This window comes from Streptomyces sp. NPDC052496 (genome assembly GCF_040679095.1).
Lineage (GTDB): Bacteria > Actinomycetota > Actinomycetes > Streptomycetales > Streptomycetaceae > Streptomyces.
Genome location: NZ_JBFAUH010000041.1, coordinates 40,667 through 54,824, shown reverse-complemented (window position 1 = coordinate 54,824; position 14,158 = coordinate 40,667). Strand labels below are relative to the sequence as shown.

The window sequence follows — 14,158 nt, the reverse complement described above, 5'->3', positions numbered from 1 at the left end:
GCTCGGCGTCGCTCTCCGGCGCCCCGGAGGGCCGCAGCGAGCTCGTCAGTCCACGCACGGGATGCCTCCGCCATCAATCATGGGAGCCGTCTGCCTGGGACCTTCCGCCCCGGAACCGGCTCCAGCAGTCGAATAGGGAGACGTGAGATGTGATGTCAGGGTTCCGGAAGATAAGCGAGATATGACGAGTCCGGTGCCGAGCCCGACCAAGGCACCGGATGCTGGAAAGCCGCCGTCCGTTGCGCCGGCCTGTGCGGTGTCGCGAGGGCTTTGCGGTTTGGCATCACACCGCACTGGCGAGACCTCGCTTCAGCGCCGAGGATTTCGGATCCGCTCGCCCGGGCTCTGTCGTCGTTCAGGGCTCCGGATCTACGCATCGAGGACCGGCGCTTGAATCCACGTAAAGGGAAACCGAGTCCGTTGGCGCCTGGATGGCGCACGGCGGGAATCGGAACCGCCTGAGAAAAGCCTCAGAGAGCGTGTGCGACACCGAGCCGTCCTCGGAAAGGAGACTCTTGAGTGGGTAAAGTCCGTGCTCCTGGGGCGCAACGATAAGTCGCTGAAGCAGCGGGTCCAGGAACAGTCGACTCCACTGGCAAGATGGGCGAAGTTGTCATGGGGAAGGTTCCTCAGTTCGCCAGATCGGTCGCTTCGGCACGATCGGCACTTGCTCACGGTGGCGCGAAAACCCCCTCGATCCAGTCGCTCTCCACTGGCATGGCGAGGTTCTGCTGTGGGTCGTGCGGGCCAGGCTTCTGGCCGGGCTCGGCGTATCTGATGTCTACGATCGGGCCCTCGGTAATGACCTCCTGTGGTGTTTTATTGGTGCGTGCGAAAGGACGATGAAGGCGCCGCCTGGTTTCGTCTCTCTCGGTTCGCAGGAGGGGGAGGGGCAAGTCGATGCTTTCGGTCTCGCCGCGCAGGACGGTGGCCACGGGGTCATTCCGCGCGAAGGGGCCGCCGAGGGGGTGCTCGACCTTTGGGCTGCCCGGCACCGCGTTGTAGGTGATGACAGCGGCCAGTTCGCATTCCCCACGTACGGCCAGTTCCTCTTTCACGGACCGTAGGCAGTGGGAGAACGCAGATTGCGCTCCACAGGGCGGACAGCACCCCTGTGCCCGTGCCGAGCGGTGCGTACCGCACCGGGCGGAGTGTTGGTCCGTTGCGCCGATGCGGTGTCCGCCCACGCGTTGCCGTCCACCGCCAGCCCTGGGTCACCGGCCAGCGCCGCCGGAGTCATTGCGGTGAACGCCACGACCTCCCGGTGGAAATGGGACTGGTCGGCGTAACCGCAGTCCGCCGCGACCCGGGCCGCGCTGTCGCCTGCGGTGCCGCACATGGTAATGCAGATCATCCGGTGTGCGCTGGCGATCCGGGACACCGAGGGCGAGGCGCTGGTCGCGCCGGAGATGCTCGACCAGGTCCGGCTGCCGCTGAAGGCCGCCGCAGCCGAACTCCTCGCCCGCGCCGGGATGCTGCGCACCCCGCACGAGTCCGCCGCCCGTGCTGTGGCCGGTCGGGTCCTGCGCGGGCTGCCAGTGCTGGGCCATTACAGCGTCCCGGTGCCGGAGCTGCCGCGCAGGGCGGCACCGGCCCGACCGCTACCCACCGGGCCGCTGCCTGCGCTGCCGACGTGCGGATCTGCCCCTGCACGAGGAGGGGCCGTGCAGGGGCCGCCTGGCCTACGAGCGCGAGTGCGGCCACGAGGCGGGCGGAGCAGCCGGCACGCAGCTCACCTTCGCCGGGGCCCTCGCGCACCAGTTCAAACGGCGAGACGGAGAGCTGGGCTTCGTCGCGCACCACCAGTCCGGCCCGGCCGCCCGTACCCGTGCCCGGGACCGGTTCACCCCTGCGCCGCCGGGCAGAAATCCGCTGCCGCCGATCCCCCCAGGCCAGACGACGCTGTTCACGATGCCCCGAACCTGAACCTGGAGGCCCGAGTAGTACGCCGATGTCGTCTCGGCCGACCTGCCGGCTCTGGCGCACGGTTTGTCGCATGTGTTCGCTGCCAGCTACCCACGAGCCTGGCGTACCGCCAAGAGCAGTATCCCGGCAGCGCAGTCCTCGTCTTGCGCACCCTGCTGACCCGGCTGGGCCCCACGCCCCGATCCCCGAGCGGGACGTACGGACCCTGGCGCAGACGGTGGCGGCCGGCCCCGCCGCGACCCACAGCGTGATCTCCTTCCTCGACCAGCACGGCCTGCTGGAAGCCGATGAAGTCGACGAAGCCGATGAAGCCGCCGAAACCCCCTCCCAGCTCCTCGCCGATGTCCGCCGCCAGCCCTCCATCCTTCCCGTGGACCTGGACCTGGACCTGGACCTGGACCTGGACCTGGACCTGGACCTGGACCTGGACCTGGACCTGGACCTGGCCCTGGACCTGGGCCGGGAGCGACGCGACCGGCACGACGACCGAGCCCTGCACCAGCGCATCGCGCAACTGCCCGAACCGATGGCCGGCCAGCTGCATGCCTGGGCCCGCGTCATGCGCGGCCGCGGCCGCTATCAGCCCCCCGGCAGGTTTCCGGCTCATCCGCCGCACCTGCGCATCACCTGGCCCGCCCTGATGACCTGGGCCGACGACGGGAAAGACTTGCGGCAGATCACCAGCGACGACCTTCACATCGAACTCGACCGGCACCCGGGCAACATTGCCCGCGCGATGCTCAGCGTCCTGCGCAGCATCTTCCGGGCCCTGAAACAGGAACAGGTGATCTTCCACAATCCCACCGCCGGGATGCAGGCATCCGCCGGCGTCCACCTGCCGCTGCCGTTGCCGCTGCCGCGGCCGGTGCCCAGCGACCGCCTGGCCGGCGCCCTCGACCGGCTCGCCCGGCCCGCCGCACGGCTGATCGTCGGCCTGGTCGCCATCCACGCCGTGCGCGCCGTGGAGGTCGCCCGCCTGCACCTGGCCGACGCCGGCCTGACGTACCGGACCCTGGTGCACCGAAGCGAGCACATCCACACCGTCTACCTCGACGATCTGAGTGCCCACCTCGTGGCGAACTGGCTGCGCGAACGCCGCCACCGCTGGCCCCAGACCATCAACCCACGCCTCCTGATCAGTGATCAATGATCAGTGCTCAGTGATCACTGATCATTGATCGCTGCTCAGACCTACCGGCACCCGGCCTGCCCGCAGATCAGCTACTGCGCTCCGCGGGCCGCCTTCGACCAGGTCGGGCTGCTGCCCCGGCAGGTATGGGCTGATCGCATCCTCTACGAGGCCCAGCAGACCGCCGACCCGGTCCACCTCGTTCGCCTGTTCGGGATCCACCCCGCCATCGCCGTCAAGTGCGTGCACACCGCACATCCGGACAAGGCACTGCCGCAGATCCGCTGACCCGAAGAGCTCCGCCCACACTCATCCCGGCATGAGGCGCTTGCCGAGGTTCCTCCTTCCGCCCGAAGGCCATCGCGCGCTTGCACCTGCCGGGACGCTGCAATCGATCACTCGTTCGGCCTCCCGTGGGGCGCGCCATCACAGTGCGGCTGGCACGTTGGCATTGCTCCCGCCTGCCTGCACGGCCGACCGGCTGGAACTGCGGGCTCAGTGGAAGGATCCAAGTGGCGACCGTCCGTATTGCGGCCCCGAACCCGGCTCCGCCGGCCCGTGCCGCCTCTCCAGCAGACCATCACCCCGCTTACTCCCGCGCCGCCGGACGTCAGTGGCTCCGCCGCCATGGTTGACACGTCAAGTTCCGTCACCGACGTCCCGGGCGGGCTGCCGCGTACCGTCCCGCCACGGACCCCGTCGGCGTCCGCGTTCATGCAGACCCTGCTCACCCGCAGCGTGGTACGCGGCTACACCGACGCGCCGATCGACGCGCCCGTCGTGGAGGCGCTGCTCGACGCCATGCTGGCCGCGCCTTCCGGGGGCAATGCCCAGGCGTGGTCCTTCCTCGCCGTCCGGAACCGGCGCACCATCCGGCGATTGCGCGGCCTGTCGCCGGGTGTGATCGGACTGCCCCCGCTGATCGTCGTCGTCTGCGTGGACACCACGCGGGGCACCGATGCCTCCGGGCGGCGGATCGCGCCGCTGTGCGCAGCCATGGCCACGCAGAACCTGCTGCTCGCCGCGCACGCGCACGGGCTCGGCGCCTGTCCGGTGCACGGCTTTGTGCCCGGCGTGCTGCGGGAGCTGCTCGACCTGCCGGCCTGGCTCGACCCGCTGCTGATGGTGCCGGTCGGGCATCCCGCGCAACCTTCGCAACCGTCCCTGCGGCGTCCGAGAAGCGAGGTGATCAGTTATGAGCGATTCGGCCTCTTCGAACCCGCCGCAGCTGAATGAAGGGCTCGCGCTGCTGGCCGGCTTCCTGCTCAGCAGCGCGCGCGGCCTGATGGACGAACCCGGCTTCTACGGCGTCTTCCGGTGCATGGACGGGGCGCGCCGCACCTTGGAACTGCTGGAGGCCAGCGGCGCCCACGACCCGCGGCTGGCCGCCGTCCGTGCCGAGATCGAACGCGTGGCCACCGGCCCGCAGCAACCCCTGGATGCGGCCGAACTCCTGGACGACCTCTGCCGTCAGGTCGCCCACGCCATCCGGACACCCGCACCGGCCGCAGGCACCTCCGTACGCCCCTGACCCGGGCGGCCCATCCCAGCTGACAGCGAGGAACATCTGTGACGACCCCCCTGACCCCCACCGTGGCCACGATCGCGAAGAGCTACACCGCACTGCCACACACGCCCAACTGCCGGCGGCTGCTGTCCGGCGCCGACCACCTGCTGATCGGCGTCAGTCCGGGCAACAGCTACTACCGCATCCCCACCCTGGCCCGGATGCTGCGCTGGGCGCACGCCACCTTCCAGCGGGTGGACGTCATCGTCCCGGACCGCTCCCTGGCCGCCAACTACCGCGCGCAGGGCTATCCGGAGCAGGTGGCGCGCAAGAAGGCCCGCACCGAGATATCCAGCGTCCGCCGACGCGTCCGCCGCGCCTTCGAAAGCAGCGGCATCCCTGAAGCGGAACAACGCACCCACCAGCTGTCCGAGCTGGCGCAGTGCCCCGCGTACCGCGCACTGCACCAGCGGGTCCGGGACGCGCTGGCCACGGACGAGCACACCCGCCGCGTCTGCCGGGAGGTGACGGCCCGGGCCGTCACCGGTTCGCAGGACGGACGGCAGTCGACGCAGGACGAGACCCCGCAGGCCGACCCGACGGGCCTGGCTTTGGAGTACCTCATCGACGAGCTGCCGTTCTTCATCGACACCCCGAGCATCCTCGGCGTGCCGACGTCACTGGCCAGCTACCACGCCCCCGTCCCGTTCGCCGACCTGCTGTACACCGAGAACGGACCACTGCGCGCCACCGCCGACCAGGGTCTCGTCCTGCTCTCGGAGAACTCGGCCGAACACAGATGACCAGCATGCCGCCGAACGCAGCCGTCGACGGCACCCGCCCCGCCCGTCCAGCAGGACGGTGCGGGTCCTCCCCTCACGAAAAAGAGCACTCGCCGTGACCACCGCACATGACCCCGCCGTGCCCGCGGACCTCGCGTCCGGCACCCTCACGTACCCGTTTCACGACTGGAGCCAGCAGCTCTCCCCGCACTACGCGCGGCTGCGCGAAACCGGCCCACCCCTCTGCCCGGTCGTGGCCGAGTACACCGGCGACCGGCTGTGGCTGGTGACCCGCTACGCCACCGCCGTGCAGGTGCTGGAGGACCCGCGGCTCAGCTCGGCCGATGCCATGGCCTCAGGCTCCCCGCGCCAGGAACCCGTGGAGTTGCGGGCCCCGGGCACCCGCGGCAATGGCGTTGCTCTTCTCAAGGAGGCCGGGCTGCGAGCGGTGTTCGCGGACGGCCTCGGTCCGCGTGCGGTCCGCCGCCACCATGAGTGGATCCGCGAGCGGGCCGACACCCTGATGCACGAACTCGTCCAACGCCGGGACACATTCGACCTGGCACGGGAGTTCGCCCTGCCGCTGGCGCGGGAGACGGCATCGAGATTCCTGCTGGGGCCGCTTGGCGCCGATGAGGGAGAGCAGCTGATCCGATGGGCGGACCTGAGCCTGCGGTTCTGCGGAGCGACCGCCGAGCAAATGGTCGCTGCCTTCACCGACATGCACCAGTACTTCCTCACCCATGCCCGCCGCCTGGCCGACGCACCGGGGGAGCACCTGCTCAAGACCGTGGCCACCACCACAGGCGCTGGTCGACTCAGCGACGCGGACTTGGCCGAAGTCGCCGAACTCTTCCTCGTGGCCGGGTACCCGACCTCCTCCGGGTTCCTCTGCGGAGCCCTGATCACTTTGCTGAGGCATCCCGAGGCCGTCATGGCGCTTCACCGCGATCCGGCACTGGTCCCGGCCGCCGTCGAGGAACTGCTGCGCCACACGCCCCTTTCCACCGGGGCCGCCAGGCGCCGGGCCACCGAGGACGTTCAGGTGGACGGTATGACCATCAAGGCAGGCGACGTGGTGCTGGTCTCGATGGAGGCCGTCAACCACGACCCGGAGGCGTTCGAGGAACCAGACGCCTTCCTCCTCGGCCGCCAGGGCCCGGCGCACTTCGGCTTCGGGCGCGGCCTGCACTTCTGCCCGGGCAACCGGCTGGCGCGCTGCCTGATCGACGCCATGGTGCGCACCGTGGCCCGGCACCCGGGCCTGCGCCTGGCTGTAGAGCCGGAGGAGATCCGCTGGCATGAGGGCCTCTTCTTCCGCCGCCCACAGACGATTCCGGCGTCCTGGTGACCCATCCGCTCACCCACCGCCACTGGACGCTCCCCCCTCCGCCACTGGACGCCCCCCCGCCACTGGACGCCCCCCGCCACTGGACGAACCCGCTTACCTGCCCATCCTCAAGCAGAACCCGTCTAACAGGCGCAGATGAAACCGGGTGCAGGAACAGGTTCCGGGCCACGCGCCGTCAGGATTTCGCGAACTCGCACACTTCTGGACAGGACATGCTGCAGGCGGACCATCGGACCTGCGTCGTAGCCCTGTTGCGTGACCCTGAGCAGGGTCTCGCGGACGCCACCGGCGGCGCGGGCCTCGACCACCTCCTGGACCAGCTGCCGCAGGGGCCGCTCGGGGGGCAGGCTCCGGACGGTTGAACCGGGACGCGGCGTCGGGACGCAGGACTCTGGGCGGAACCGCGCGGCAGCGCCTGTCCGGCTGCCTACTCGTGGGCGTAGTGCCCGATGACCTCCCAGCCCGGCGCGCCCGGGTCTCCGGCGAGTGCGACGACGGTGGAGTCCTCGTTCTCGACGAGGAGGTGGGCGAGCGTGATGCGTTGGTCGTCGGCGGCGTAGCACTACTTGATCCGGTTCAGCTCGCCTCGCCGTCGCGCGACTCGGACCCTTCCGGTCCACGCATGCCGCTGCTCGTCGGTCAGAGCCTGTTTCCGAGAATTAAGGGCTGGTCTGACCTGGCGGAATGCCAGGAGCTGTGCCATTACGGCGATGGGTTCGCCGGTACTTTCCATGGTGACCCGCTACCGCTGTCGAAGAACCGACGGGTGCCGAGCGGCACAAACTGCCCAGCGTGACTTTTGTATGCCGGTCACCGTTCGTAGAACATGACCACTCGTCGGGCACTCGCAGGGCTTACCGTCACCGCAGCAGTAGTCGGAAGTACGCTGGCCACAGCGCCCCCTGCCGCAGCCGGCGGGGTCCTCGTCTTCCTCTCACCTGCCTACGACAACAGCTGTTTCAACCGCGGCCATGCCACAACTGGAGGCAGCACCACGCAGGGCAGCGGAACCGCCGGGGGACTCCTCGCCGCAGTTCCCGTCTCCGCACCGACGAACCAGTGCGGCGGCGCCGACATTCCGGCGGTTAAGGCGGCTCGCCTCATTGTGAATGTGTAGGAGGGTGGCTGACGAGTTCCTGCGCCAAATACCGGAACCGCCGGAGGTTCCGGTAATGCGGATCCATCCCCGGCCCCCGCCCACACCCGAGGCCGGCAGTGGCGGCTCCCACGGCTGCGCGCGGATCCATGCGATCGTCGCCGCTACCAGCGGACCTTGCAACACTATAAGTACCGCGACGAGGTGTCCTGTGCTCTACCCCTGGAGTTCTGACCTCCCCCGACCCGCCCCCCCATTGCCACACCAGGGTGTGCTGCTCACGCTCGGCGGCCGAGCCGGGCGGGGTGGGACGGTCGAGGATGCGGACGATCTCCGTGTGGGAGGTGGCGAGCGAGACGAGACGGACCCGCCACGTGCGGGTGTGCCGGGCGGGCGGCAACCCGTCGACGGCGCTGCGGGCCGCATCCAGCAGGGGCCGGCGTGCGAGGCGAGGGCGACGTTGTCGGTCGCAGGGGGTCGGGGATCTGTTTTCCTGGTGGTGTCGCATCAGCGGCGCGGCGCGCGACCGGGTGGGGCCTGCGCGGTCATGGCCGCCGGACGCTGCGGCCCAGAGGGGACCACCGGCGCGGCTCAGGATGTATCGGCCAGGAGGTTGATGACGCCTTCGACTTTGACCTGGCCGCCTTGCCCGCGAGTGATGCCGATCGGCTCGGCGTCGGGCGTCATCGCGACCGCCCGGTGGGGGAGGCAGTCAGGTGGACGGTGGGCGCGTACGCGGGCTTCGGCGGGATCGGGAGCGTGGAGGACGCTGACGTGGTGGGCGCCGAACGGCGCTGTGGCACGCGGCCGGCGGCCCGCGCGATACGGCTGCGCCGCTCCGCCAGCCCGTTGGGCCTGACGGGACGCGGCGGGCCGGCCGAAGCAGTGGGATCTGGGGCGACGTCGGCGTGCACGGCGTACCCGCTGCGGCGCAGGTCGTGGACGGCCTGCCGGGTGCGGCGCGGGTCATCGAGTTCCGGTTCCGTCAGCCGCAACAGGCCCGGCTGGCCGCCTAAGGGCTCGAACTGTTCCCGTACAAGGAACCAGCGAGCCAGATGCGTGGAAATGTTGGAGGTGGCGGAGGCGACGAAGCCGTGGTGCGGGTGGGTGCTGAAGGCGAAGTGGGGGCTGGGGCACAAAGAGCGGGTTCTCCTAGCGTCGGTCGCCGCAGATCAGCGACGGGGTACGGGCCGGGCCGGCGGGAGGGCACGGGGCGGCGCCGAGGCCGTGAGGACGGGCCGGGGGCGGGCTGGCGGCTCGTGCCTGCCGGAGGAACGATTCGCCGTAGGTGAACCAGGTTTCGGCGGTCGGCCACGTCCGGGCGTTGCGCTCCGCGGGGTGAGCGGGGTGAGCGGGGACAGGCCAGATCCGCGCGCACCGCTTCGGCATCGGTGAGGGCGTCGGCGAGCTGCACGAGCGCCTCGGCGTCCTCGGTCCACGGGCTGGCGGTGGGGCGGCACCGGTCCAACAGGGTGGGAGCGTGGTCCACAACGGTGAGGAACTCATCCCAGGCGGTGCCCAAGAACTGTGCCGTGGCGGTGCCGAGCTCGTCGAAGCTGAGCGGTGTGGCGTCGCTGTAGCGGCCGGAGGCGACCATCGCGGTCCAGCCGGAGGCGATCATCGGGATCCAGGGGCGGTGCTCAGCCGCCGCTGGCCGAGGATGCCCTCGGCCGGCAGATGCTCGCCCTCCTGGGCCAGCTGGAGGCCGCCTGCACCGCCGCCGACGACCTCGCCCAGGCGGTGGAGGAGTCTTTTCCCCAACACCCGGACGCTGACGTGCTCCTGAGCTTCCCGGGCCTCGGCGTCCAGCTCGGCGCCCGGGTGCTGGCCGAGATCGGCGACGACCACACCCGCTTCGCCGACACCCGCGGCCTGAAGTCGTACGCAGGCTCCTCACCCATCACCAAAGCTTCCGGTGAGAAGTCGAGCATCACCCGCCGCCGGGTCAAGAACGACCGGCTCAATCACGACGGATACCTGTGGGCCATCTTCGCCTTGACCGCCTCCCCGGGCGCCAAGGTCCACTACCGACGACGCCGCGACGAACACGGCGACTGGCACTCAGCCGCCTTGAGACACCTCGACGACAGGCGGCGGATGCGTCAGACCGGTCAGGCTGGAGGGCGGCCGAGGGCAGAGCTCCCGACCAGGCCCGTCTACTCCTTCCTGCTAAGTACCGGTAGTCAGCGTTACGGTGTACCAGTACTCAGTAGCACTGAATACCTCGAGAAGGAGGTGCCCCATGGCCAAGCTGCTGACCGAGATGCTCAAGGGCACGCTGGACGGCCTCATCCTCGCGTCCCTGTCCGGCCGGCCCGCGTACGGCTACGAGATCACCGCACGGCTGCGGGAACAGGGCTTCTCCGACATCGCCGAAGGCACCATCTACGCGCTGCTCCTGCGGATGGAGAAACGCGGCCTGGTCGACGTGGAGAAGGTGCCCTCCGAGAAGGGCCCGCCGCGCAAGGTGCACTCCCTGAACGCGCAGGGGCGGGAGTACCTCGAAGAGTTCTGGAGGACATGGAGCTTCCTCACAGAACGACTGGAACAGCTCCGCGAAGGGGGAAAGTAACCATGTCCGAGGTTGAGAAGAGCGGATTCCTCTCGAAGGTGATCGGGCCCAAGAAGCGCTGGCGGGCGTACAAGGCGCGCGTCAGGACGCTTCCCGCGAACCACCGGACCGCGGTCGAGGCGATCGAGAAGTACTTGATGCACTTCGTACCGATCGATGAAGACAGCAGTGCGTCGATGTTCGAAGACCTCGCCGACCTGTTCGAGCAGGCTGCGGCGGATGGCACGCCGATCCGCGAGATCGTCGGAGAGAACCCGGTGGAGTTCGCCGAGGCGTTCGCGCAGAACTACTCCGAGGGCGGCTACGTGCCCGCCCGCGCACGGAAACAGCTGACCGACGACATCGAGGGCGCCGCCGCCGGTACCGAGGCCGGAACCGAGGACAAGACGGCCTGATCGCACCGCAGCACACCGCCCTCCAAGGGCCGAACACCACTTTCATCGACTGCCTGCCCCGCGCGGCCGCCGGCCCATGACCGGCCGGCGGCCTCCCGCGCATGCCCGCGGCACCGTCGAGACCGACCAAAGCGTGCAAGGAGACACATGATGGGAAACGGCAACAACGGCTTCTCCGAAGCAGGGCTGCGCAGACTGCGCGAGGTGCTGGAACGGCATGTGGAGTCCAAGAAGATCCCCGGACTCGTTGCCCTGGTCGGCCGAGGCGAGGAGACCCATGTCGAGGCGATCGGGACGATGCGCCATGACGGCGGCACCCCCATGCGCCGGGACACCATCTTCCGCATGGCGTCCACCACCAAGCCCGTCGCGGTCGCCGCGACCATGGTTCTGCTGGACGAGTGCCGGCTGCGACTAGACGACCCGACAGACCAGTGGCTGCCCGAACTCGCCGACCGACGGGTCCTCAAGCGCGCAGACGGCCCGCTGGACGAGACCGTACCGGCGCGGCGTCCGATCACCGTACGCGACCTGCTCACCTCGACCTGCGGCCTCGGACTGGACATGACGGCGATGGGCTCCCCGATGATGGGCGCGTACTTCGCGCAGAGGGTCTACGGCGAGAACGGATGGATGCTGCCGGCCGTGGAGCCGGACGAGTGGATGCGCCGCCTGGGCACGCTTCCGCTGATGTACCAGCCCGGAGAGCGGTGGCTGTACAACGTCAGCGACGACGTGCTGGGCGTACTCGTCGCCCGAGTAACCGGCCAGCCCTTCGAGGCGTTCCTGCGCGAGCGCATCTTCGACCCGCTGGGCATGAAGGACACCGGCTTCCACGTGCCCGCCGACAAGATCGACCGGCTGCCGCCCCTGTACGCCCCCGATCCGCAGACCGGGGAGTTCACGGTGGAGGACCCGGCCGAAGGGGGACACCACAGCAAGCCCCCGGCGTTCCAGTCCGGCGGCGGCGGACTCGACTCCACCGTCGACGACTACCACGCCTACTTCCGGATGCTGCTCAACCACGGAACGCACGGCACCCAGCGCATCCTATCCCGGCCCGCCGTCGAGCTGATGACCACCAACCGGCTCACCCCCGAACAGCTGGCAGCCCGGGAAACCTGGGCCCGCAATGTGGTCCATCTGTCACATGGCCAGGGGCAGCACGGCGGCTGGGGCTTCGGCATGGCGGTGCGCACCTACCGCGGCGACTACGCGCCGGTCGGCCAGTTCGGCTGGGACGGCGGAACAGGCACCAGCACCTACGCCGACCCGCAGAACAAGCTTGTCGGCATCCTGCTCACCCAGACCGGGATGTCCACCCCGGATTCGGCGCGGGCCATGCAGGACTTCTGGGCCACCCTCTACCAGGCCATCGACGACTGACCTGACTACCTGGACGCGGCCGGTCCGGCAACCGAATCGTTTGGGGTGCTCGGTCTTGGCGCTCCGTCCGTACTCGGCGAACGTGGTGCCCAGCGGGGTCGGGCGGCCGTCGCGTCCGAAGATGCGCAGCACGTCGTAGGCGCGGACCTGGTTGGTGACCAGAGAACCGGCGACCTTCAGTCTGTCCGGCCCGTGCGTGAGCACCTTGTTCAGGTTCACGCGGTTGCGAGCCAGGTCCTCCACCGCACCGTACGTGCCCGTCTCGACGCCGGGCATCGTCGCCCGCCAGAACCGCTGGTCGTCAAGGTCGCGAAACCGGGGGCTGAAGTTGTAGCCCAGGATCTTGAACAGGCCGAACACCATGTCCGAGTACGAGGCGTTGTCGGTCGCCATCATCTCCGGCTTGACCCCGCCGTCCAGGTTCAGCAGCGCGTCCAGGATGTGCAGGGAGTCGCGAGGGCCGCCGGGCACGGCCATCTGCCCGATGCCCGCGACCTGGTCGTTGACGGCGTTGAGCCAGGTGATGCCCCGTTTGAACCCGAAGTCTTCAGCGACGGGGCGGCGCTGACCGTGCGGATGGGGACGACGAACCGCAGCCCGTCCACCGAGGCGAGCAGCCCGTCGCCCCAGCACTTCACGATGGCACGGCGGCCTGGGCGGCGAGTAGCCGCGCGTTCGCCGAGGTGATGGTGTCGGCGCGCAGGTAGTACTGGTCGAGGTCGACGTGCACGATCCGGGCCCGGATCAGGGCCTCGTACCCGGGGTTCACCACCGGGGCCAGGCCGATGTTGGACGCCTCCGACACCAGCAACGCGACCACCGAGGTGGGCAGGTCCTTCATCCGGGTCGTGCCGTCCCCGGTGTGCACGAACGCGTCGAGGAAGCCGGTCCAGGCGTTCACCTCGAACAGCAGGTCCCGGTAGGTCGATCTTCGGGAGCATCTTCTCGACCCGCTTGCGCAGCCAGGTCAGGGACTTCGGCTCGCCGAGCGCGCCGAGCTGCTTCCATCCGGCACCCAGGCCCCGCACCAGCTCCGTCAGGTGCTCGGTGACGGGCATATCCAGGCTCAGCCCGGCCAGCACGTCCTCCTCGACCGTGTCCTAGTCGGGCCCGTCCAGCAGGCGGGCGCGGTTGTTCAGGGCCCGGTGCAGCTGCTCCAGCACGTACGCGTCCCGGTCCACCGCGCCCTGCGGCAGATCAGGTTCTCGTCCTCGGGCACCAGCGAGACCACCGTGGCCGCCGGGGTCATCACGGCGGCGCGCGGGGCGGCCTCCTCCCTCAGCGGAGCCCCGAGTCGATGTGCTAGCTGACCATGATCTACCTCAGCGCCAACCGCTGTACCGATGTTCCTACCGACGCCAATTGCATCGGATGCGACGGTCAGCCTGCAAGTCCATCTGCGTGAGATCGGCGTCCCGCCGCAGCGCGGCAGGACCTCCGCCATTCGGCAGCTCGTCCTCCAGGCCCCGACTCCCGTCATCGCGAAGGCGCTCGGCTATCACGACAAGACAGCCACTCGCTTGGTCACCGAAGCCGGAGGAACATGGAGCCGATACGCCCCCGGTGACCACCAGCCATGAAGCGCGGTACTTACGCTGGGTCCGCTGAGCCGCATTTGTCCTCAACATGGACGACGTGAAGCTCGGTGCCGTCCCGGTGGCGCTTGGAACGTCCGAACAGCCCGACAGCGATCTGCGACTGATCCTGAGGCTCATCGGGGCCGACATAGGTAAGGACGTCGTTGTGATGCCCGGTGACGACCCATCCCTCGACGTCCTTGGGGTCGATCACCCCAAAGTCTCCTGCCGAAGATCCGGCATGCGCCGGGCCGGACTTCTTCAGGAGGTCGGTTGCCTGTTCAGCAAGCTCCCCTTCCGGAGCGGTCAGCACGACACAAGTGCCATGCTCGAACAGCACCCACGACTTGCGAGGGTCGGCGAGAAGCCGCTGCCAGACGTCTATCAGTATCTCGGTGTCCACGCCGGTCATCATGCCGCAGAGCACCGACACAGGG

Annotated in this window: 12 protein-coding genes and 3 pseudogenes; 10 read left to right on the top strand and 5 right to left on the bottom strand. The window is 69.3% G+C overall.

Annotated features, from left to right (window positions below):
• Nucleotides 1-671 precede the first annotated feature (671 nt).
• Together AB0L45_RS36265 and AB0L45_RS36260 are read right to left on the bottom strand one after the other, a co-directional pair.
• Nucleotides 672-1,058, bottom strand: a complete 387-nt coding sequence (locus tag AB0L45_RS36265) for a hypothetical protein (RefSeq protein ID WP_365847814.1) — start codon at nt 1,056-1,058, stop codon at nt 672-674.
• Nucleotides 1,055-1,327: pseudogene (locus tag AB0L45_RS36260) on the bottom strand (hypothetical protein); the annotation flags it as partial. The pseudogene AB0L45_RS36260 and the gene AB0L45_RS36265, both read right to left, overlap by 4 nt.
• A gap of 816 nt (nt 1,328-2,143) precedes the next feature.
• Between AB0L45_RS36260 and AB0L45_RS36255 the strand changes: the two are divergent.
• The 6 genes from AB0L45_RS36255 (at nt 2,144) to AB0L45_RS36230 (ending at nt 6,695) form a co-directional block, all read left to right on the top strand.
• The gene (locus AB0L45_RS36255) at nt 2,144-3,076 is read left to right on the top strand and encodes a hypothetical protein (protein WP_365847812.1); all 933 of its coding nucleotides are present in this window, start codon (nt 2,144-2,146) and stop codon (nt 3,074-3,076) included.
• A 24-nt stretch (nt 3,077-3,100) separates the two neighbouring features.
• Nucleotides 3,101-3,343, top strand: a complete 243-nt coding sequence (locus tag AB0L45_RS36250; protein ID WP_365847810.1) for a hypothetical protein — start codon at nt 3,101-3,103, stop codon at nt 3,341-3,343.
• Nucleotides 3,344-3,769: 426 nt separating this feature from the next.
• Nucleotides 3,770-4,291 (top strand): nitroreductase family protein, encoded by a 522-nt coding sequence (locus tag AB0L45_RS36245; RefSeq protein ID WP_365847808.1) that lies wholly within the window; start codon nt 3,770-3,772, stop codon nt 4,289-4,291.
• On the top strand, nt 4,251-4,586 hold the full coding sequence (locus tag AB0L45_RS36240; protein WP_365847806.1) for a DUF6092 family protein: 336 nt from the start codon (nt 4,251-4,253) through the stop codon (nt 4,584-4,586). The genes AB0L45_RS36245 and AB0L45_RS36240 overlap by 41 nt, the downstream gene beginning before the upstream one ends.
• Nucleotides 4,587-4,624: 38 nt before the next feature.
• On the top strand, nt 4,625-5,365 hold the full coding sequence (locus AB0L45_RS36235) for a tRNA-dependent cyclodipeptide synthase (protein WP_365847804.1): 741 nt from the start codon (nt 4,625-4,627) through the stop codon (nt 5,363-5,365).
• A 94-nt stretch (nt 5,366-5,459) separates the two neighbouring features.
• On the top strand, nt 5,460-6,695 hold the full coding sequence (locus AB0L45_RS36230; RefSeq protein WP_365847802.1) for a cytochrome P450: 1,236 nt from the start codon (nt 5,460-5,462) through the stop codon (nt 6,693-6,695).
• Nucleotides 6,696-8,474: 1,779 nt separating this feature from the next.
• Here AB0L45_RS36230 and AB0L45_RS36225 read toward each other — a convergent pair.
• Nucleotides 8,475-8,930 carry a hypothetical protein gene (locus AB0L45_RS36225; RefSeq protein ID WP_365847800.1) on the bottom strand — a complete coding sequence of 152 codons (456 nt, stop codon included), beginning with the start codon at nt 8,928-8,930 and terminating at the stop codon, nt 8,475-8,477.
• 517 nt (nt 8,931-9,447) lie between these two features.
• On the opposite strand from AB0L45_RS36225, the pseudogene AB0L45_RS36220 reads away from it, so the two are divergent.
• The 4 genes and pseudogenes from AB0L45_RS36220 to AB0L45_RS36205 form a co-directional block, all read left to right on the top strand.
• Nucleotides 9,448-9,882, top strand: a pseudogene (locus AB0L45_RS36220) (transposase); the annotation flags it as partial.
• Between the two features lie 151 nt (nt 9,883-10,033).
• Complete coding sequence (locus AB0L45_RS36215) at nt 10,034-10,363, top strand: PadR family transcriptional regulator (RefSeq protein ID WP_016570786.1); 330 nt, start codon at nt 10,034-10,036, stop codon at nt 10,361-10,363.
• Between the two features lie 2 nt (nt 10,364-10,365).
• On the top strand, nt 10,366-10,758 hold the full coding sequence (locus tag AB0L45_RS36210; protein WP_365847822.1) for a DUF1048 domain-containing protein: 393 nt from the start codon (nt 10,366-10,368) through the stop codon (nt 10,756-10,758).
• A gap of 150 nt (nt 10,759-10,908) precedes the next feature.
• Nucleotides 10,909-12,144, top strand: coding sequence for a serine hydrolase domain-containing protein (locus AB0L45_RS36205; protein ID WP_365847798.1), 1,236 nt, complete (start codon nt 10,909-10,911; stop codon nt 12,142-12,144).
• A 45-nt stretch (nt 12,145-12,189) separates the two neighbouring features.
• Here AB0L45_RS36205 and AB0L45_RS36200 read toward each other — a convergent pair.
• Nucleotides 12,190-13,325 (bottom strand): annotated as a pseudogene (locus AB0L45_RS36200) (Tn3 family transposase); the annotation flags it as partial.
• A 409-nt stretch (nt 13,326-13,734) separates the two neighbouring features.
• Nucleotides 13,735-14,136 (bottom strand): hypothetical protein, encoded by a 402-nt coding sequence (locus tag AB0L45_RS36195; RefSeq protein ID WP_365847820.1) that lies wholly within the window; start codon nt 14,134-14,136, stop codon nt 13,735-13,737.
• Nucleotides 14,137-14,158: the final 22 nt, after the last annotated feature.

Coding starts and splice junctions, on each gene's coding strand:
- AB0L45_RS36205 (WP_365847798.1), top strand. CDS start 10,909: ATGGGAAACGGCAACAACGGCTTCTCCGAAGCAGGGCTGCGCAGACTG.
- AB0L45_RS36210 (WP_365847822.1), top strand. CDS start 10,366: ATGTCCGAGGTTGAGAAGAGCGGATTCCTCTCGAAGGTGATCGGGCCC.
- AB0L45_RS36245 (WP_365847808.1), top strand. CDS start 3,770: ATGCAGACCCTGCTCACCCGCAGCGTGGTACGCGGCTACACCGACGCG.
- AB0L45_RS36215 (WP_016570786.1), top strand. CDS start 10,034: ATGGCCAAGCTGCTGACCGAGATGCTCAAGGGCACGCTGGACGGCCTC.
- AB0L45_RS36240 (WP_365847806.1), top strand. CDS start 4,251: ATGAGCGATTCGGCCTCTTCGAACCCGCCGCAGCTGAATGAAGGGCTC.
- AB0L45_RS36195 (WP_365847820.1), bottom strand. CDS start 14,136: ATGATGACCGGCGTGGACACCGAGATACTGATAGACGTCTGGCAGCGG.